Source organism: Paraliobacillus quinghaiensis, from assembly GCF_003426025.1.
Lineage (GTDB): Bacteria > Bacillota > Bacilli > Bacillales > Amphibacillaceae > Paraliobacillus_A > Paraliobacillus_A quinghaiensis.
The window spans coordinates 12,956-33,558 of sequence record NZ_QJSH01000010.1; the positions used below are offsets into that span (position 1 = coordinate 12,956).

Below are 20,603 nucleotides of genomic sequence, written 5' to 3' on the forward strand. Positions count from 1 at the left end.
TTGTTTTTTAATCAATGTAAAGGTTTTCGTGTGATTTTTATCACTGCAATCACTTTGGTGCTGTGATATAAAAATACGTCAAAAATTGGTCTGGTGTACTAAAGTACATAAACACATATTGTATTGTTTTTTCTCTTGGATTAGTTGTGAATGTATAAAAGATTGCGTCTAGTTCAAGATTATGGGGGACGAATAGTCATGCAGGAATATCAACAAATGATAACTCGTCAGAAGAGATGGCTGTTTTATTACCTAATTATTGTGGTAGTAGGAACAGTTGCAACATCGTTTCATAGCATTTTTAATGGATTACTCTTGGGTAGTGTGGTAAGTTCTTTTAATTTGTGGTTACTACAATGCAGAGTCCAAAAGCTAGGCGAAGCAGTAGTGAAAGGGAAAAAAACAATGGGAATCGGTACTATTGTGCGATTCACTTTGATTGTTTTGACGCTCTTTATTGCCGAAACATTTGCCCAGTACTTTCATTTTTTTGCTGTAATAGCTGGAATAATGACAATGTATGTTGTTATTATGATAGATGCTTTATTATTTCAATTAAAAGATTAACATTTGAGAAAAGAGGTGAAACAAGTGGATCACGAATCACCAATTGTGCATGACTTTCTCGGAATTCCCGGGTTTGACTTTAATGCATCAACTGTGTTGATGACGTTTGTCGCATCGTTAATTGTGTTTATCATTGGTGTAATTGGAAGTCGTAATTTGCAAACTAAGCCAAAAGGTTTTCAGAATGTGATGGAGGCACTAGTTGACTTCGTAAAAGGTATTATTGGAGATGCGATGGATTGGCGAACAGGGAAAATGTTTTTACCTTTAGGGCTCACATTAATTTTGTACATCTTTATTGCTAATATTTTAGGTGTTATCACGATGGGAGTGTATGGACACGATTTATGGTGGAAATCACCAACATCGGATATTGGTATCACATTGTCATTAGCAGGTTTTGTTATTGTTCTATCTAACTTCTACGGTATCAAACTTAAAGGGATAAAAGGGTATTACAAAGACTTGACAAGCCCAGTTGCATTTATCTTACCTTTTAAGTTAATGGAGGAGTTCACCAACACGATGACACTTGGTTTTCGTTTGTTTGGTAACATTTTTGCAGGTGAGATTCTTTTAGCTCTCATTGCTAAAATGGCATTTATTGCACTACCGATCACATTTATCGGAGCAATGTTTCCGATGATGATCTGGCAAGGTTTTAGTTTATTTGTTGGAGCAATCCAAGCATTTATTTTTACTATGTTAACAATGGTTTATATGTCTCATAAAGTGGCAGATGACCATTAAGTATAATGTTAAAACAAAAAAAGTTTTACATATTTTAAAAGGAGGAATTTTACATGTCAGCATTAGCAGCAGCAATAGCGGTAAGTTTCGCAGCTTTAGGAGCAAGTTATGGTAGTAGTTTAATTGTAAAAACAACAGTAGAGGGGATTGCACGTCAACCAGAATTACGTGGTCCACTACAAACAGTTATGTTAATCGGGATTCCGTTGGTAGAGGCGGTTCCAATCTTAGCTGTCGTTGTAGCCTTTATGATTCTGTAATAATACAATAATCATTAATGAGAATGGCGGAATTTGTCTTTCGGGGGATTTTTCGCCTTTTCCTTTAAGTCTCAAATAATAGGATGAACCTATTGTAATATTAAGGCTTTCACCAAAAAACTTGGCGATAAGTCAAGTTTTTCTATTGTAAAGAAGTAATTGATGATCAACGGAAAAGATCGCTAGTTGATTAAGATATACAAAGATGGTTTATATGATGTAGTTGGAAGGAGTGAACACAGTGCAAGATTTAACGGGAAATCTTATTCTTGGAGCAGCAGCTGGTGGCTTGCATATTGGAGATATTATTTTTTCACTACTCAGTTTTGCAGTGTTACTTTATTTGTTAAAGAGATTTGCTTGGGCTCCATTACTTAGTAAAATGGAAGAACGAGAAAATTATATTGCAAATGAATTAGATGTTGCTGAAAAAAACCGTGTCGCAGCTGAAAAAGCATCACAAGAAGCAAATGACCGATTAAAACAAACTCGTCAAGAAGCACAAGGAATTATTGAAGATGCTAAAAAGGCGGGAGCTGAACAAGAACAGTCCATTATTAAAGCTGCTGAAAGTGCAGCAGAACGAATTAAACAATCAGCACAAGAAGAAATCAAGCAAGAAAAAGAAAATGCAATCCAAGCACTGCAAGAACAGGTTGCCTCACTGTCCGTACAAATTGCAACTAAAGTAATTGAAAAAGAAATAAATGCACAAGATCAAGAGAAATTAATTTCTGATTACATGAAAGAGATAGGAGAAGAGTAATGAGTAAAGCATTGATTGCCAAACGCTATGCAGAAGCTCTTTTTCAACTAGCACAAAAAAAAGAAATCGTTGATTCAATTGAATCTGAACTTTTAATTGTCAAAGAAGTTTTTCAACAAAATCCAGATTTTAATACTTTCTTGGAAAATCCTAGCTTGGATGGATTGAAAAAGAAACAGTTGATTGATCAAGCCTTTAAAGATTTTTCACAAGAGGTTCACAATACGTTGAAGCTTTTAATTGATCGTCATAATGAAGAAGTCGTTCCAGCTATTGTTGACGGGTTCGTTGCGCTTGCAAATGAATTAAAAGGAATTGGTGTGGCAACAGTTTATTCAGTTCGTAAACTTTCTGAAGATGAAAAACAACAATTAGCAACTGTTTTTGCAAAAAAACTATCGCTTAATTCATTGAAAATTGATAATGTTGTCGACCCTTCTGTTATAGGTGGCATTAAACTTAAAGTTGGTAATACGGTCTATGATGGATCAGTAAAAGGTAAATTAGAACGAATTGAACGAAATATAGTTTCGGTAAACTAATGATGATAGGGGTGAATTGGCATGAGCATTAAAGCTGAAGAAATCAGTGCGCTGATTAAACAGCAAATTGAGAATTATCAAGCAGATATTGAAGTCAGTGACGTCGGAACGGTTATTGAAATCGGGGACGGTATTGCACGTGTGCATGGACTTGATAACGTCATGTCAGGTGAGCTTGTTGAATTCTCAAATGGAGTAATGGGATTAGCCCAGAACTTAGAAGAAAGTAACGTAGGTATTGTTATCCTAGGACCATACACGGAGATTCGTGAAGGTGACGAAGTACGTCGTACCGGTCGTATCATGGAAGTGCCAGTTGGAGAAGAACTATTAGGACGCGTTGTAAACCCGCTTGGTCAGCCAATTGATGGTAATGGACCAATTGAAACAGGGAAAACACGCCCAATTGAAGCTCCAGCACCAGGTGTTATGGATCGTAAATCAGTACATGAACCACTACAAACAGGTATTAAGGCGATTGACGCACTTGTGCCAATTGGTCGTGGACAGCGTGAATTAATTATCGGAGACCGTCAAACAGGTAAAACTACGGTCGCAGTTGATACAATTTTAAATCAAAAAGATCAAAACATGATTTGTATTTATGTTGCTATTGGTCAAAAGGACTCTACTGTACGTTCAACAACAGAAGTTTTCCGTAAACATGGCGCATTAGATTATACAATTGTCGTAAGTGCCGGTGCATCTGAACCAGCACCACTTCAATACCTAGCCCCATATGCTGGTGTGGCTATGGGTGAGGAATTCATGTATGACGGTAAACACGTTCTTGTAGTTTATGATGACCTATCAAAACAAGCAAACGCATATCGTGAACTTTCATTACTACTTAAACGCCCACCAGGACGTGAAGCATTCCCAGGTGACGTATTCTACTTACACTCACGTTTGTTAGAACGTGCAGCAAAGCTAAGTGATGCAAAGGGTGCTGGGTCATTAACAGCATTACCATTTGTTGAAACACAAGCTGGTGATATTTCTGCATACATCCCAACAAACGTTATTTCCATTACAGATGGACAGATATTCTTACAGTCTGATTTGTTCTTCTCTGGTGTACGACCAGCGATTAATCCAGGTCTTTCGGTATCTCGTGTAGGTGGATCTGCACAAATCAAAGCAATGAAAAAAGTTGCTGGTACATTACGTCTAGACCTAGCATCTTATCGCGAATTAGAATCTTTCGCACAATTTGGATCTGACTTAGACAAAGCAACACAAGCTAAATTGAATCGTGGTGCTCGTACGGTTGAAGTGTTAAAACAGGGCCTACATAAACCACTTGTAGTTGAAAAACAAGTTATGATTATTTATGCGTTAACACACGGTTATTTAGATGATATTTCAATAAATGATGTTACACGTTTTGAATCAGAATTCTTTGCTTACTTGGAAACAAACCATGCAGATATTCTAAAATCAATTCGTGAGACAGGTAATCTTCCAGAAACTGCAGATATGAATGCAGCAGTTGAAGCATTTAAAGAGCAATTTGTCGTTTCAGATCATTAATTTTAACTGGAAGGCGCGAAAAAAATCATCTCTGATCTAATTTTGCGTCCTTCTTTTGTACCAGAAACCTTTTGAAGAAAGGGGGCTGAATGTAAGTGGCATCGTTAAGGGATATTCAGAATCGAATAGGATCAACTAAAAAAACCAAACAAATTACGAATGCTATGCACATGGTGTCTGCATCAAAACTAAGTAAAGCAGAACAAAATGCAACATCTTTTGTTCCTTATAGTGAAAAGATGCAAGAAATCGTGAAGCATATTGCATTGAGTAATGAAACATTTGAACATCCAATGTTAAAACCAAGAGAAGTAAAAAAGACAGCATATTTTGTGATCACATCTGATCGTGGATTAGCAGGACCATTTAACAGTGGGATATTACGTAAAGTATACCGAATGATTCATGAAAAGCATCAATCACCAGAAGAGTATACCATTATTGTTGTAGGGAGAATGGGAAGAGACTTTTTCAGGCAACGTAATATGCCGATTACAAATGAGTTTATTGGCTTATCAGATCAACCCGTATTCTCAGATATTCAAGATTTAACGCAAGAATCAGTTCAACTTTATATTGATCAAGAAATTGATGAACTGAACATTGTGTATAATCATTTTATTAGTGCCATATCACAAGAAGTAGTAACTAAAAAAGTACTACCTCTAACTGGCTTTGATGAAGAAGAGCAAGAGGACGTAAATAGTAACAGTGAATATGAATTTGAGCCAAGCAAAGCTGAGATTTTAGAATCATTGTTACCACAGTATGCGGAAAGTTTAATTTACGGTGCACTATTAGATAGTAAGGCAAGTGAGCACGCTGCACGTATGACAGCGATGCGTAGCGCAACAGATAATGCAAACGAATTAATTGATGATCTATCACTGCAATACAACCGGGCACGTCAAGCGGCGATTACACAAGAGATCTCGGAAATTGTTAGTGGCGCAGCAGCTCAGGAATAAACTAAGAAATGTAAGTTAGGAGGTAAATCGATGAGTAAAGGACACGTAACACAAGTCATGGGACCAGTTATTGATGTAAAATTTGATAATGGAGAACTCCCAGAAGTCTATCACGCATTAGTAGTTTCTCCTCAAACAGAGGGCGGCAAATCTTTGACACTTGAAGTTGCATTACATTTGGGAGATGACTCAGTTCGTACAATTGCAATGGAATCAACGGAAGGTATCCAAAGAGGAGCAGAAGTAGTAAGCACTGGTTCAGCAATTTCAGTTCCAGTAGGTGATGTTACATTAGGTCGTATTTTTAATGTATTAGGCGAAAATATTGATTTGGATGAAAAACTTCCAGAGGATGTTCGTCGCGATCCAATCCATCGTCAATCACCAAATTTTGAACACTTAGCAACAGAAACAGAAATTCTTGAAACAGGTATTAAAGTAGTTGATTTATTAGCACCATATATTAAAGGTGGTAAAATCGGTTTGTTTGGTGGTGCCGGAGTAGGTAAAACGGTACTAATCCAAGAGCTTATCAATAACATCGCACAAGAACACGGTGGTATTTCCGTATTTGCCGGTGTTGGTGAGCGTACACGTGAAGGTAATGACCTTTACTTTGAAATGAAAGACTCAGGTGTTATCACAAAAACAGCAATGGTATTTGGTCAAATGAATGAACCACCTGGAGCGCGTATGCGTGTTGCTTTAACAGGTCTTACAATGGCTGAATATTTCCGTGATGACCAAGGACAAGACGTTCTATTGTTTATTGATAACATTTTCCGTTTCACACAAGCTGGTTCAGAGGTATCTGCCCTATTAGGTCGTATGCCGTCTGCCGTTGGTTACCAACCAACACTAGCAACAGAAATGGGACAATTACAAGAGCGTATCACGTCAACTGACAAAGGATCCGTAACATCGATCCAGGCTATTTATGTTCCTGCCGATGACTACACTGACCCAGCGCCAGCAACGACATTTGCGCACTTAGATGCTACAACTAACTTAGATCGTAAATTATCTGAGCAAGGTATTTACCCTGCGGTGGATCCATTAGCATCTACTTCACGTGCATTAGACCCTGAAGTTGTTGGAGAAGAGCACTACAACGTAGCTCGACAAGTACAACAAACATTGCAAAAATATAAAGAGTTACAAGATATTATTGCAATCTTAGGTATGGATGAATTATCAGATGAGGATAAATTGACCGTTTCACGCGCACGTCGCATTCAATTCTTCTTATCACAAAACTTCCACGTTGCGGAGCAATTTACTGGTCAAGAAGGTTCTTATGTACCAGTAAAAGAAGCAGTACGTGGATTCAGAGAAATTTTAGAAGGTAAGTATGATGATCTTCCAGAGGATGCTTTCCGTTTAGTTGGAACAATCGAAGAAGTTGTTGAAAAAGCAAAACAAATGGCTTAAATGTAATTGATTGGTTAAGTCCTATCAATTTCATGCCAGATTGATAAACGAAAGAGAATAGCTTTTCCAGCCCGAGGAGGGGTTTCATTGAAAACATTAACGGTGAGTGTTGTCACTCCTGATGGCCCTATTCTGGAAGATACATTTGAAATGGTTGTTTGTAAGGCCGAGAATGGAGAACTAGGTATTCTTCCAAATCACACGCCAATTATTGCACCACTCGTAATTAGCGCTGCACGCTTAAAACGAGATGGTAAAACAGTAAAGATTGCGATTAATGGTGGTTTTGTTGAAGTGAACGATAATAAAGTAACCATTCTTGCACAATCTGCTGAAACACCTGGTAACATAGATGTTCAGCGAGCTCGTAAAGCAAAAGAGCGTGCAGAAAGACGCCTGAAAACTAAAAAAGATGATATTGATTTCAGAAGGGCAGAATATGCACTAAGACGTGCCATAAACCGTCTGGACATAATAGACGAACGATAAGCACATATAGAATCAAAGAAAAAGACTTTATTACCATATTGGTTTTAAAGTCTTTTTGTATCGGTTTTTTCTAATGGATTGTTGCTTATGAGACTATTTAGATAAACTATGTATTAAAGTCTTAGACTTACTCGCTACGTCACCAAATGGATTCCCTTTCCGCGGGCACAACCTCAGCTAACTTGGTAAAGAAAACCCCTTCACCAAGTGGATCTTCGGTTTGTGCTGTTCCCGCAGGAGTGTCATCCATTTGCTTCCTGCGCTAGTTAGAGGATATATTTCTAAGTGAACATTTAAAAGGTCAAACCGTATTGAGCTGTTCCGTACCATGGTACCTGTTATATATATTTAAAGGTGAAAATATTTCTTTTATATAACCATGTTTAAAAACGCTGTCACGTGGAACAGATTAATATACCGTTACTAAAAAGGAGGAGTTAGAAAATGAAGAAGGTCACAAAAACGATAACATCTGTAGTTGGAGGTGGATTGATTTTTGGGGCAATCGGCGTTTCAGCATCCGAATCAGTAACAGTAGATCCTGGTGACACGTATTGGGGACTAGCTCAGAATCATGATGATGTTTCTACTGAAGAAATAGTAGAAGCAAATGACTACGACCCTAAAATGCTCCCAGTTGGAGCAGAAATTGTTATTCCAACTGATGAGACAAGCAATGGAGAAGCAGGACAAGATATGGTAACACACACAGTTCAACCAGGTAACACATTCGCGGAGATTGCTGCAGTATATGACGGTGTAACTGTAGATGATCTAGAAAGATTAAATCCGGACGTCGACCCTTATAGTCTAACAATTGGCTCAGAGCTAGTAGTTGTTGACTATGCTAGTGAAGATGACACAAGTGAAGATTATGTCTATCACACAGTTCAGCCAGGTAACACATTCTATGAAATTGCAAGTGTTTATGATGGTGTGACTGTGGACGATTTACTTGAAGCCAATCCAAACGTAGATCCTTATCTATTAATAATTGGTTCAGAAATCGCAGTACCAACTGAATAAAAAATGAATAACAATTAAGATTAGCTCCTGCATCTAATGTAGGAGCTATTATTTTATCCATAACTTTGGCAACGGAAATACACTAGGCGTTCCTGAAGCAAAACCTCAGCTAATTCTCAGAAGAAAAACGCTTCTGAAATTGGATCTTCGGTTTGCGCTGTTCTTTTAATGGTATCCATTTATTTCCTTCAACTGTATTCAGTTAACTAATATTGTCGCAATTTCCCGGGAAATAGTAAAATAATTCGCGATACATAGCACAATAACGGGAAATTAAGTATATGCTGAGTGGATTTGCACTTTGTGGTAATATAAGTACTGGAAACAGTTATAAAAAGAAAGGATAAGATAAGTATGATGCAAGAACTCGGAAGACAAGCGCTAATAAGTATGTTTTCGCACATCATCTTTATTATTATTACATGGCAAGTACTACAAGCAGTTAGATTAGATCACGTATTTAAAAAAATGCGTACATTTGAAGCAAAAGTCGTGATTATTTTTGTTGCAGTTGCATTAGGATCTACAGTGAGCAATTTCTTCTTAGATTTCCTAGAATGGTCACAACAAATGGTTTATTTCTTTTAGAACACCCTCTTATAGCGAGCGCACTCGGCGCTCGCTATTTTTGTCATGAATTGACGAACCTCTTATAGTATGATTAACAGCCCCTACGTACATACTGGTTATTAAAAAGTAGTGGGAGAGAGTAAATTATGAATAAAAATAAGCGTATAGTTATGGTGCTAGTACTACTAATAACAATGACAGCACAAATTCAAGTAACAGCAGTGAACAAATCTAGTATTCTAGAGTTAGTAGATTTAATGGAAATTGTTGAAGAACAAGATATGCAAGTTTCCAATTGGCAGGTTAGACTGAAAGAAACATTTGAGAAACAAGAATTATCAGCTATCATACATAATATAAATCAAGCTGGATTTTCAAAGACTTACACAATTGAAGAATCAGATCAAATGATAAAATACATCTATCCCCCCCTTAAAAACGAACATACTGCCGAATCACTTATAATAGTGGTTGCTAAACAACATGAAACCGCAGAGGTTATCTATACAATAGAATCGACAGGAAATGGTACCTTTCAAGAAGTATTCGTAAAAAATCGCATTAGAAATGTAATGGAAGAACTTTTTAGTGAAAATATGACAAAATTAACTTGTGTAATTAGTGAGGCAGATGATAATATTAGAAGTGATTATTTTTTTGAAACAATAAAAGAAAATTTACGCGTTCAAGAGCTTAATAGATTACATGAAAAAGACTTTATTGTCATATCTGGTTATACAGAAAAATGGGATGCTACTATTCCGATTTGGGACGAACAAATGAACGTTCAAGTAGCCGCCCGAAATGATGCAAATGGAAAAACAACCTTTACATTAGGAACACCTATCCTAACGAATGAATATTAATAATATAGAAATTGGACTTTAGAGGAGAATGAACCTTGGAGAAAATCATCGTTCGGGGTGGTAGGCAATTAAAGGGTACCGTAAAAATAGAAGGTGCTAAAAATGCTGTATTGCCTGTCATCGCAGCAAGTATAATGGCAAATAGGGGAAAAAGTGTAATTCACAACGTACCAGCATTAGCTGATGTTGTGACGATGAAAGATGTTCTGAGTAATATGAAAGCAAATATTCATTTTCACCATAATACAGTAACTGTTGATGCAGTCAAACCTTTGATTACAGAAGCTCCTTTTGAGTATGTAAGAAAGATGCGTGCATCAGTACTTGTTATAGGGCCAATGATCGCACGATTTGGTCACGCAAAAGTAGCAATGCCTGGTGGATGCGCTATCGGCTCAAGACCGATTGACTTGCATTTAAAAGGCTTTGAAGCTATGGGAGCAGATGTTCATGTTGGAAATGGATATGTTGAAGTGAAGTCTGAAGGACGCTTACAGGGTGCGAAAGTCTATTTAGATGTGCCAAGTGTAGGTGCAACAGAAAACATTATGATGGCGGCAACTTTAGCAGAAGGTCAAACAACGATCGAAAATGCTGCAAAAGAGCCAGAAATTGTGGATCTAGCTAACTACTTGAATAAAATGGGGGCAAACGTGGTCGGTGCAGGCACTGAAACAATCGTAATAGAAGGTGTCGATAACTTACACGGAGCAGACCATACCATTATACCTGATCGAATTGAAGCAGGTACTTTTATGGTTGCTGCAGCAATCACTAAAGGAAACGTCCTTATAAAAGGAGCAGAACCGGAACACCTACGTTCCCTAATATCTAAGATGCAAGAAATGGGCGTTCGGATTACAGAAGAAAAAGATGGCATTCGTGTTATTGGACCTAAGAAATTAATGGCAACTGATTTGAAGACTTTGCCACATCCTGGGTTTCCTACAGATATGCAGTCGCAAATTATGGCATTAATGTTAAATGCAAATGGCACAAGTGTCATTACAGAAACTGTGTTTGAGAATCGTTTTATGCATGTTGAAGAGTTTCGTCGTATGAATGCAATGATTAAAATTGAAGGTCGAAACGTAATAGTTGAAGGGCCAATTGCATTGGAAGGGGCAGAAGTAGCTGCAACTGATCTACGTGCAGGTGCTGCTCTAATTTTAGCAGGATTAACTGCAAATGGATATACACGCGTGACTGAACTGAAACACTTAGATCGTGGATATGTAAATATCACAGGTAAGCTTGCTCAATTAGGAGCTGTGATTGAACGTGTCAATGATAGTGATGAAGAAATCACTTTTGAATCAGAAACACAAAAAATCTCCGCATTGTAATATAACTAAATGGAAATAGGTATGTCTCAGGTGAAATTTTCGCATTGAGATATGCCTATTTTTTGTATCTCACTTCTTATGCCACTGGCCTACTAATCCCCGACAAAAATAGTTCAGATTCCCCCTTAGATTATCTTTGTCAAATAACATTTTTTCGTTCTATTAGATTACTTTTCTGTATAGAGTAGATAATAGATAACTAACATGTTGTTTTGCAAAGGGAGGACATTCATGCATCCTTATAAAAAAATGAAACAGAAAAAAGTCAATTGGAAATCTGGTAGCTTTTTAACCGTTAGTACACTACTCGTTATTATTTTGGTGATTCCCACTTTAGTCGTCGTGTTAACAGGTACTGATAGTGATGAAACTGCTTCCTTAGTTGAGCAGCAATCAGAAATTGATGAAATTAGTTTTAATGCAGCTGATTCAGCATTCTCTGTTCAAGTTACTCGATCAAAAACAGATCAAACGGAGACTGTGCTTCTTGAAGACTATGTGACACGGGTTGTTGCTTCAGAGATGCCAGCGGAATTTGAAGAAGAAGCATTAAAAGCGCAGGCACTTGCAGCTCGTACCTATATTGTGAATTATTTGGCCCAAACCCAATCAGATGGTAAAGAACTTCATGTGAAAGATACTGTTCAACACCAGGTTTACAAGAATGATGAAGAATTACGTGAAGTATGGGGAAGCGATTATAATTGGAAAATGAAAAAAATACAGCAAGCAGTAGCAGCTACTGTAGGTCAAATTTTAACCTACAATGATCAACCAATTACACCAGCCTTTTTCTCGACAAGTAATGGCTACACGGAGAACTCTGAGGACTATTGGCAAAATGCCTTGCCATATTTGACTAGTGTTGCAAGTCCATGGGATGAAGATTCACCGAAGTTTCTAGATCAAAAGATTATACCTATCAAGGAAGTTGAAAGTAAGTTAGGTGTATTAATCCCAGATAACACAACATTTCCTGTGACTAAAACAGAAAGTAATCGGATTAAAACTGTAGAAATAGCAGGAAAAACTTTTACCGGAAGAGATGTACGCCAAAAATTAGACCTGCGATCGTCTGACTTTGAAATCGAACAAAAAAGTGACCATATCATCTTTACAACAAAAGGATATGGACATGGAATAGGAATGAGCCAGTACGGAGCAAACGGAATGGCCGAAGAAGGAAAAAACTATCAAGAAATCGTAACCTATTACTATCAAGGAGTAGAAATAGATACAATACAAGACACCACCCCAACACTAGTAGCGCGAAATTAAATGGATAATTGATCTGATCTATTGAAAAGTTCAGCGAATACCGGAGTAATTCAGTATTCGCTGAATTATTTATGAAGTCGCCGAATAAATCTCAAAGTCGCCGAATAAATGCACACTTCGCTGAACTTTAATTCAATGCTTCGCCGGATCGCCACATTATCTATCAGAAGAACTAAAATCATACTTATTAAACTCCCCTATATGCCCCATTTTTAGCATAATATCATTATTTTAAGAGATTTAATAAAAAAAATAGAGTTTAATGTATATAATTTCCTCTTTCTGATCAGAATGGTTGCTGAGGTGATGCGAAATGAAAGAGGAAAATAAAGGCGTTTCAAAAAACAATTGGAAGCGTGTATTTAAGAAGAAATGGTTTTTCCCTGCTGTATATCTAACAGTTGCTGCACTATTATTAGCTGGAGTACTTTGGTATCAAAACTTAGATAACCAAATTCCAGAAGCAACAGATACACCGCAATCAGAAGTAGACAACGATGGCTACCCATTAGGTTATGAACAGGATTCAAGTCCAGTTGTAAACCAATCAGAAGTCATCAAAATGCCAGTTCTTGAAGCTAGTCAAACAGAAATCGTAACAAAATTTTATGCTTACGAAAAAACATCAGAAGAGCAAGAACAAGCACTCGTTCTATACGACAATAAATATTACCAAAGCAAAGGTATAGACATTGCGTCAACAACAGATGAAACATTTCCAGTTACGGCTGCTTTAAGTGGCGAAGTAATAGAGGTAAAACAAGATCCTCTATTAGGCTATGTAATTGAAATGAAGCATGACAATGGTGTTACAACACATTATGCAAGTTTACAAGATGTGACTGTTACAAGTGGTGAACAAGTAGATCAAGGAGAAGCACTTGCATCTGCTGGTAAGAATGTGTTTAATCAAGCTAATGGCACACATGTCCACTTTGAAGTAAGAAAAGATGGAGAAGCAGTTGATCCAGAACAGTTTTTAAACAAACCGTTATCTGACATCGAAGTTCCTACGGAAGATGACGATAATGGTGAAGAAGCGGAAGATACTTCTTCCATAACTTCTGACGAAGAGCAAGAAGATGAAGACAATTCTGAAGATGAGAATGACTCAGATAATCGTGAATCATCAAGAGCTACAACAAACGCATAAAAAGTTAAAAGAAAAGCATGGAGGATAAGTTCCTTCATGCTTTTTTTATCTACTATACTGAATATTATGTGAAAAGATACACAACTAGATTAAATATCTTCAATAAGGTAGAATGGGTTTGCAGTAAATAATTTAAAAAAATAATAGATAAAACACATATATATACGTTTGATTTACTCAAAAATCAGAAAGTTAAAGAGGAAAAACATAGATTAATCAATTTTTCCGAGAAATACTATAGAGAGTTTAGCATCGGGGGGAAAGCTAATGGAGAAAGTAAACCCTTTTCATATAGTAAACAGCAAGAATTATCACAAATTAAATATGGATTTAGAACAGTATATCTTATGGGCAAGTCAACAATATGGAGAAGCGGCTGCTATTTCATTAGCAAGAGATTTTTGTTTGGTATCTACCAATGAACACGATTTGCGGATTGGAATGTTCTTTCTATATATAAATGGTTTTTACGAGGATGTAGCTATTTTAATAGAAAGAAATAAACAAACACGTAATCAATTAAACGATAAATGGGCAAAATCTTTTGAATTGATCGTTGCAAGGCGCCAGCGTAGTATCCCACATCACCAAATTTTAGATACATTAAAAAAAATAAATACGGATGATGATATAGAGCTAAAGTGTATTCTTCATATTACCTTAATCAACATACATTTTGACTTATATCAATACGAGGAATTTGGAGAATTAATAGAAGAATTACAATCTTTCATGTCTCGTATTGAAAATCAATTGGCTTTAGCTTTGTGCACACGAAGCTACGAGTTATTATTATGTGTCTACTATTGGAAACGAAATGCTCTTATTCTATCAAGAAAATACGGATTCAGGTTGTTGAATCAAATGTATAACGAAAAACAAAAAGCACATTTACATGTCAATTTAAGTTTAACGTACATTTTTGATGATTATGAATCCAGTATCTATCATTTGCAACAAGCAAGAAAAATTGCTGTAGATTATGAAGAAGAACGGTTATTGAAAATGATTGATAATCAAAACTACCCGTTTGTCTATGCACATTTCGGCAAACCGGAAAACGTGACGACAACGATAGTCAGTGAGCAAGCCCATTTGGAAATAGCAAAAGGTAATTTTGAAAAAGCACAGAGCTTATTACAAGGCTTTACAAACTTAACACCTTTTACCAAGTATTATCTCGGACTTGCTTATCAAGATAGAAAACAATTAGTAAGCTCCTACAATGATTTTTTCAAAAAGCGAAGCGATCACTTCTTTGCTCGTTTACCACTTCAAGCAATACAGAAGATGTAACGTAAGTTCCAATTGATGAATTGGGGCTTTTTTTGTGCCATTGATAAGTTTGTCCATTTTGCCATTAGGAAATTTTAATCATATTCAAAATGATTAGCTAATAAACTGATACAAACCAAACAAGAAAATCTAAGGTGAATTTATAGCGAACATAAAACAGTCCAATTTACCAATACTTAAGCATTCATAAATACAAAACAGCAGCAAACATGACATCATCTAATTCCCTTATCTCGTTGACACCTTGGATAGACAACATGAGGAGGCTAGTGATGTGCATGATTACATCAAAGAAAGAACAATCCAGATTGGTAAACATCTTGTTGAAACAAGGAAAACCGTTCGAGTAATTGCGAAAGAGTTCGGTGTCTCGAAAAGTACCGTGCATAAGGATTTAACAGAAAGACTACCCGAGATTAATCCGGAATTAGCTAACGAAGTGAAACTGATTCTAGATCATCACAAAGCGATCAGACATCTACGCGGTGGAGAAGCAACAAAGATGAAATACAAGTTATCAAAAGAAGAATCAGCACCTGTATTGAAAACGATTTCTTGATTGAATGATCCTCCCACACGGAAACAAGTGAGCGCATGATTAACTTCTAATCGTACAAACTAAAAGGAAGTTCCATTTCACTAAAATAAAATTCACAGAAAATCCAACTTCTTCTAAAAATTATTTAACGAATCTAGTATATGTATGCTATTATATATAATTAGAAGTAGTTTATTTTCATACGGTAAAAAAACGTGAAGTTACTAGTAGGGAGGATCTAAATAATGTTTTCTAGGGATATTGGAATTGACCTTGGAACGGCAAATGTATTAATACATGTAAAAGGTAAGGGAATTGTGCTAGATGAACCATCTGTTGTAGCAATGGATCGCACCACTGGACGTGTGTTAGAAGTCGGTGATGAAGCACGTCGAATGGTAGGCAGAACTCCTGGAAATATTGAGGCAATCAGACCATTAAAAGATGGTGTTATTGCTGATTTTGATGTAACAGAAGCGATGTTAAAATATTTCATTAACAAAATTAATGTCCGTGGTTTTTTCTCAAAACCAAGAATGTTAATTTGTTGCCCAACAAACATAACAAAAGTAGAGCAAAAAGCAATCAAAGAAGCTGCTGAAAAATCTGGCGGTAAGCGCGTATACTTAGAAGAAGAACCTAAAGTAGCTGCCATTGGTGCAGGTATGGATATTTTCCAACCTAGCGGTAACATGGTAGTGGATATTGGTGGTGGAACAACAGATGTAGCTGTTCTATCAATGGGTGATATTGTTACAGCACAGTCAATTAAAATGGCTGGGGATAAATTTGACGCTGAAATCTTAAATTATGTAAAACGTAAATATAAATTATTAATTGGTGAACGTACAGCAGAAGATATCAAAATTAATGTTGCAACAGTATTTCCAGGATCTCGTGACGAGTCAATTGATATCCGTGGACGTGATATGGTAACAGGTTTGCCACGTACGATCGAAATTCGTTCTGGAGAGATTGAAGAAGCATTACGTGAAGCGGTTGCATTAATTGTACAAGCTGCAAAAACTGTCCTAGAACAAACACCACCAGAATTGTCTGCGGATATTATTGACCGCGGTGTAATCCTAACTGGCGGTGGCGCATTATTACATGGTATTGATCAACTCCTAGCTGAAGAATTAAAAGTTCCAGTTATTTTAGCGGAAGAGCCAATGAATTGTGTTGCAAAAGGAACAGGAATAATGCTTGAGAATATTGACAAAATTGAAAAACGTAAAGTTGTTTAACATATTTTAGCAGAATACTAGTGCAGAAATTATAATAACCTTACATTTTATACATATTAAGCATGTCTTTTGTCCTGTTAGTAAGGCAACATTTCTTATAATTACGGACGAACTACTATTTTTATGCTAAAATAAGTATAGCTTTTTTAGAAAATGATCGGAATATAACAAAGGTTTATTGCTTTAAGACAGGAAGGGGAACGCATCGTGTTAAGAGGGTACTATACAGCAGCAAGTGGCATGATGGCACAACAACGTAGACAAGAGTCCTTATCTAATAATATTGCCAATGCGCAAACACCTGGATTTAAACAAGATCAAACGAGTATTCGTGCATTTCCTGAGTTATTAATAAAGCGCATGGAATCGAATGAGTTATCAACTGCAAACGGATTTCGCGCGCCTAAAAATAAAACAATTGGATCAATCAACACAGGTGTTTATCTACAAGAAACGATTCCAGATTATGCACAAGGTGGATTGAAAGATACAGGAATTGCTACGGATATGGCGTTAATTAATGGTACTTTGCCTGACGAAACAGGAAGCATCTTTTTTACCGTGCAAAATGCTGCAGGTGAAGAGCGCTATACAAGAAACGGTAACTTTACTGTTGATGGTGCAGGTTTCTTAACGACAAATCAAGGTTATTATGTGTTAGATAATGATGGAAACCCGATAGCAACAGGTGGACAAACCTTCTCTGTTTCAAGTAATGGGATAATTCAAGTTGATGGACAAGAAATTCCCTTAGCGATTAATTATAGTCCAAATGCTAATGATATGGTGAAAGATGATGAGAATCTCTTTGCTATGTCAGAAGATGGGGCTGCAATGGAAGATGCCCGAGCAACTGCAGGGTTAAGTTATACCGTACAACAGAAATACTTGGAAAACTCCAACGTAGATGCAGTGCAAACTATGACTGATATGATGCGAGCTTATCGTATGTTTGAAACGAACCAAAAAGTTCTCCAAGCATACGATCAAAGTATGGACAAAGCAGTCAATCAAATTGCACGCTTAACATAATAGATTTAAATCACTAACTGTAAAAGGAGGGACCGAGTATGAATCGAATGGCGATACAAGCAGCAGTAACAATGGGACAATTACAAAATAAATTAGATGTTGTCGGACACAATCTTGCTAACGTGGATACAACAGGGTATAAAAATCGGTCTGCAGAATTTTCATCGTTATTATTTCAGCAAATTGATAATTTTAATGGAGAAGAACAAAATGTAGAAGGGCGTTTAACACCAGCAGGAATTCGATTAGGTTCAGGTGCTAAGCTCGGTTCCACTGCTATTGACTTGTCAGTCGGGGCAACGAAAATAACAGATCGCGGACTTGACGTAACTCTGCTTGAGGACAACCACCTTTTACAAGTTGATGTAACAGAAAACGGAGTAACAGAACGACGATACACACGTGATGGTTCGCTTTATCTTAACACAATTGAAGATGGACAATTAGGGTTAACCACTTCTGATGGACATCCAGTTGTAGGAGAGAATGGACCGATTATTTTAGCAGAAGGTGCTGATGATGTTTCTATTACTAAAAATGGTGCGATTCAAGTAACACGTAATGGACAAACTGAAACAGAAGGCAACCTCGCAATTGTACAAGCTATTCGTCCACAGATGCTTGAAGCGGCTGGAGCTAATCAGTTCAGGTTACCTGATATAACTGAAGCGGCATTTATAGCTGAGGATATTATCCAAGGTGTTGCATTAAATGATGTCCAGATTCAAACTGGTGCATTAGAAGATTCTAATGTCGATTTAGCCACACAAATGACAGAAATGATGCAAACACAACGTGCGTATCAATTTAATTCAAGATCTATCTCAATGAGTGATCAAATGAGTGGATTGGTTAACCAATTACGTTAATGGTATTAGCTACAAATAGATTAAAGTTATAAGATAGAAGGAGTCACCAAGTGATGCAAAATAAACAATCAGAAGAAAATCAGCGCCAAAGAAGATCCCAACAAGTAGAACAGCAAAATGAAAAAGCAGACAAACAAACACGAAAAGCTCAACGCAAGCAGCAACGTAAAGAGAAAAAAGCACAAAAAACACCAATACGTCGTATGTTTCCTATCTGGCTACGAATAGTCGTTGTCTTTTTGCTATCGTTTTTAGCGCTTATGGTTGGATTGGTGATTGGTTATAGTATCCTTGGAGACGGTAGCCCATTGGAGATATTAGAAATACAAACGTGGAAGAACATTATAAATATCGTAATAGGTGAAAGTTGATCGAGTCTCCAGACCGGTTAACTTTTTCTTATATGCAGACTATTTTCTTGGGAATTTGTGACGTAGTTTAAATAAACTGTGCTGTAAAAAAGAATTTTAAGACCCGCTTCTCAAATGAAATGGACTCGCTTTCCGTGGGCACGGCTTCAGCTAACTCGGAAGCAAATTACGCTTCCGAGTGGATCTTCAGCCTGTGCTGTTCCCACAGGAGTCTCGCCCATTTCATTTGATACGCTAGTTAGCATCTTTAATTAAGAAAAGCTTAAAATGCGAAAGTTAAAAACCGTAAACATTGCAATCAATATAAAAATATAGATGTACTATCCAGCGGAGGAAGCAAAGGCTTGACACTCCTACGGGAACAGCGCGAGCCGAAGATCCACTTAGTAAAGCGACTTGTGCTTTACTAAGTTAGCTAAGGCCGTGCCCGTGGAAAGGGAAAGCCTTTGCTGACGTAGAGGGTTTGGTGTAGTAACTTACGTTACTAATTATTACGCATTTTTAATCAAATACGACATATTTACAAACACTAATTACATAATAAAAGGAGTTGCATTGACATGTTAGATATTCAGCAGATTAAAGAAATTATTCCACATCGTTATCCGTTTTTGTTAATTGATGAGGTAACAGAATTGGAAGAAGGAAAGCGAGTAGTAGCTAAGAAAAATGTATCCATAAATGAACCATTTTTCCAAGGGCACTTTCCAGACTACCCTGTGATGCCAGGTGTATTAATTATTGAAGCATTAGCGCAAGCAGGTGCGGTTGCGATTCTGAAAAAAGAAGAGAATCAAGGGAAAATCGCTTTTTTCGCAGGTATTGATAAATGCCGATTTAAAAGACAAGTAACACCTGGAGACCAATTACGCTTAGAAGTAGAAATCACACGATTAAAAGGCCCAGTTGGTAAAGGGAAAGCAGTAGCAACAGTTGATGGTGAATTAGCATGTGAAACGGAAATTATGTTCGCTGTAAAATAACCTCCTTTTCAGCACTTGTATCTATTTTTAAAAATAATTTCACTTCGTAAGCATTTTTCTGAAAAATTGGGAAAACTACATTTGAAAACATAACAAAGAATAGATGCAAGGAGGAATTTTCTGTGAAAAAAAGCTTGATGAAATTGTTACTTCCAATGTTCGCGTTCACACTTCTATTTGGTTGTGCACAAGAAGATGACGAGGACACACCTGAAGAAAACAACGAAGCACCAGCAGAGGAAATGGAAGAAGAAATGGATGATGCTGGTAATGAGATGGAAGAAGAAATGGAAGACACAGGTGATGTAATGGAAGACCAAGTAGATGACCTTGGTGAAGAGGGCGACGACATGTTAGAAGACGACCAGAATCAAGAAAATCAGGATGCCAATGAAAATGAAGAAGGCGATATGAATCAAGATACAGATCCTGATAACGACACTGGTAACGAAGACACAATGGAAAATGGCGCAGACGACACTGAAGAAGAATAGTAATAAACAAAGAGAATCCTACTTTCTATAAGAAGGATTCTTTTTGTTTGTCCAAAGTCGTTATCTAAGAGTTGTTATGAGGCGGATTCGATCAAAAAAATCAATAATTCGATCAAAAAATTCAGTAATTCGATTAAAAAAATCAATAATTCAATCAAAAATCCCGACAATTCGATTAAACAGCAATAAAACCCACCAAAAAGCCCCTGCACCACCCCCAGTTAATAA

General features: G+C 36.9%; 23 protein-coding genes. All 23 read left to right on the forward strand.

All coding sequences use genetic code 11. The features are described 5' to 3' along the window. Positions 1–150: 150 nt before the first annotated feature. The 23 genes from D2K40_RS08295 (at position 151) to D2K40_RS08405 (ending at position 20,375) form a co-directional block, all read left to right on the forward strand. Entirely contained in the window at positions 151–567 is a 417-nt protein-coding gene (locus tag D2K40_RS08295; protein ID WP_117154887.1) for an ATP synthase subunit I, read from the forward strand. A gap of 24 nt (positions 568–591) precedes the next feature. Beyond that, positions 592–1,317 (forward strand): F0F1 ATP synthase subunit A, encoded by a 726-nt coding sequence (atpB, locus tag D2K40_RS08300; RefSeq protein ID WP_117154889.1) that lies wholly within the window; start codon positions 592–594, stop codon positions 1,315–1,317. 53 nt (positions 1,318–1,370) lie between these two features. Continuing rightward, positions 1,371–1,577: a F0F1 ATP synthase subunit C gene (gene atpE, locus D2K40_RS08305; RefSeq protein ID WP_117154891.1), complete on the forward strand. Its 207-nt coding sequence runs from the start codon at positions 1,371–1,373 to the stop codon at positions 1,575–1,577. A gap of 241 nt (positions 1,578–1,818) precedes the next feature. Then, positions 1,819–2,343, forward strand: a complete 525-nt coding sequence (atpF, locus tag D2K40_RS08310) for a F0F1 ATP synthase subunit B (protein ID WP_117154893.1) — start codon at positions 1,819–1,821, stop codon at positions 2,341–2,343. Further along, positions 2,343–2,885: a F0F1 ATP synthase subunit delta gene (locus D2K40_RS08315; RefSeq protein WP_117154895.1), complete on the forward strand. Its 543-nt coding sequence runs from the start codon at positions 2,343–2,345 to the stop codon at positions 2,883–2,885. Before atpF ends, D2K40_RS08315 begins: the two co-directional genes overlap by 1 nt. A gap of 21 nt (positions 2,886–2,906) precedes the next feature. Then, positions 2,907–4,418, forward strand: a complete 1,512-nt coding sequence (atpA, locus tag D2K40_RS08320; RefSeq protein WP_117154897.1) for a F0F1 ATP synthase subunit alpha — start codon at positions 2,907–2,909, stop codon at positions 4,416–4,418. Positions 4,419–4,513: 95 nt separating this feature from the next. After that, a complete protein-coding gene (gene atpG / locus D2K40_RS08325) occupies positions 4,514–5,386 on the forward strand; it encodes an ATP synthase F1 subunit gamma (protein WP_117154899.1) in 873 nt (290 codons plus the stop codon). Between the two features lie 30 nt (positions 5,387–5,416). Continuing rightward, positions 5,417–6,817, forward strand: a complete 1,401-nt coding sequence (gene atpD, locus D2K40_RS08330) for a F0F1 ATP synthase subunit beta (protein WP_117154901.1) — start codon at positions 5,417–5,419, stop codon at positions 6,815–6,817. An 87-nt stretch (positions 6,818–6,904) separates the two neighbouring features. Further along, positions 6,905–7,306, forward strand: a complete 402-nt coding sequence (locus D2K40_RS08335; protein WP_117154903.1) for a F0F1 ATP synthase subunit epsilon — start codon at positions 6,905–6,907, stop codon at positions 7,304–7,306. A gap of 444 nt (positions 7,307–7,750) precedes the next feature. Further along, positions 7,751–8,332: a LysM peptidoglycan-binding domain-containing protein gene (locus tag D2K40_RS08340; protein WP_117154905.1), complete on the forward strand. Its 582-nt coding sequence runs from the start codon at positions 7,751–7,753 to the stop codon at positions 8,330–8,332. Positions 8,333–8,686: 354 nt separating this feature from the next. Next, complete coding sequence (locus tag D2K40_RS08345) at positions 8,687–8,920, forward strand: DUF1146 family protein (RefSeq protein WP_117154907.1); 234 nt, start codon at positions 8,687–8,689, stop codon at positions 8,918–8,920. Positions 8,921–9,048: 128 nt separating this feature from the next. Then, positions 9,049–9,768 carry a YwmB family TATA-box binding protein gene (locus D2K40_RS08350; protein ID WP_117154909.1) on the forward strand — a complete coding sequence of 240 codons (720 nt, stop codon included), beginning with the start codon at positions 9,049–9,051 and terminating at the stop codon, positions 9,766–9,768. A gap of 35 nt (positions 9,769–9,803) precedes the next feature. Then, positions 9,804–11,114, forward strand: coding sequence for a UDP-N-acetylglucosamine 1-carboxyvinyltransferase (murA, locus tag D2K40_RS08355; RefSeq protein WP_117154911.1), 1,311 nt, complete (start codon positions 9,804–9,806; stop codon positions 11,112–11,114). A gap of 231 nt (positions 11,115–11,345) precedes the next feature. Next, on the forward strand, positions 11,346–12,392 hold the full coding sequence (spoIID, locus tag D2K40_RS08360) for a stage II sporulation protein D (protein ID WP_117154913.1): 1,047 nt from the start codon (positions 11,346–11,348) through the stop codon (positions 12,390–12,392). Positions 12,393–12,705: 313 nt separating this feature from the next. Further along, positions 12,706–13,545 (forward strand): stage II sporulation protein SpoIIQ, encoded by an 840-nt coding sequence (locus D2K40_RS08365; protein WP_117154915.1) that lies wholly within the window; start codon positions 12,706–12,708, stop codon positions 13,543–13,545. A 267-nt stretch (positions 13,546–13,812) separates the two neighbouring features. Next, positions 13,813–14,841 (forward strand): AimR family lysis-lysogeny pheromone receptor, encoded by a 1,029-nt coding sequence (locus D2K40_RS08370; protein ID WP_117154917.1) that lies wholly within the window; start codon positions 13,813–13,815, stop codon positions 14,839–14,841. Positions 14,842–15,115: 274 nt separating this feature from the next. Next, complete coding sequence (spoIIID, locus tag D2K40_RS08375; RefSeq protein ID WP_117154919.1) at positions 15,116–15,400, forward strand: sporulation transcriptional regulator SpoIIID; 285 nt, start codon at positions 15,116–15,118, stop codon at positions 15,398–15,400. A 224-nt stretch (positions 15,401–15,624) separates the two neighbouring features. Then, entirely contained in the window at positions 15,625–16,626 is a 1,002-nt protein-coding gene (gene mreB / locus D2K40_RS08380; protein ID WP_117154921.1) for a rod shape-determining protein, read from the forward strand. 207 nt (positions 16,627–16,833) lie between these two features. Continuing rightward, the gene (locus D2K40_RS08385) at positions 16,834–17,658 is read left to right on the forward strand and encodes a flagellar hook-basal body protein (RefSeq protein ID WP_117154923.1); all 825 of its coding nucleotides are present in this window, start codon (positions 16,834–16,836) and stop codon (positions 17,656–17,658) included. 38 nt (positions 17,659–17,696) lie between these two features. Then, complete coding sequence (locus tag D2K40_RS08390) at positions 17,697–18,527, forward strand: flagellar hook-basal body protein (protein WP_117154925.1); 831 nt, start codon at positions 17,697–17,699, stop codon at positions 18,525–18,527. A 53-nt stretch (positions 18,528–18,580) separates the two neighbouring features. Then, the gene (locus tag D2K40_RS08395) at positions 18,581–18,898 is read left to right on the forward strand and encodes a DNA-directed RNA polymerase subunit beta (RefSeq protein WP_117154927.1); all 318 of its coding nucleotides are present in this window, start codon (positions 18,581–18,583) and stop codon (positions 18,896–18,898) included. Positions 18,899–19,458: 560 nt separating this feature from the next. Continuing rightward, a complete protein-coding gene (gene fabZ / locus D2K40_RS08400; protein ID WP_117154929.1) occupies positions 19,459–19,881 on the forward strand; it encodes a 3-hydroxyacyl-ACP dehydratase FabZ in 423 nt (140 codons plus the stop codon). A 122-nt stretch (positions 19,882–20,003) separates the two neighbouring features. Continuing rightward, positions 20,004–20,375 (forward strand): hypothetical protein, encoded by a 372-nt coding sequence (locus D2K40_RS08405; RefSeq protein ID WP_117154931.1) that lies wholly within the window; start codon positions 20,004–20,006, stop codon positions 20,373–20,375. Positions 20,376–20,603: the final 228 nt, after the last annotated feature.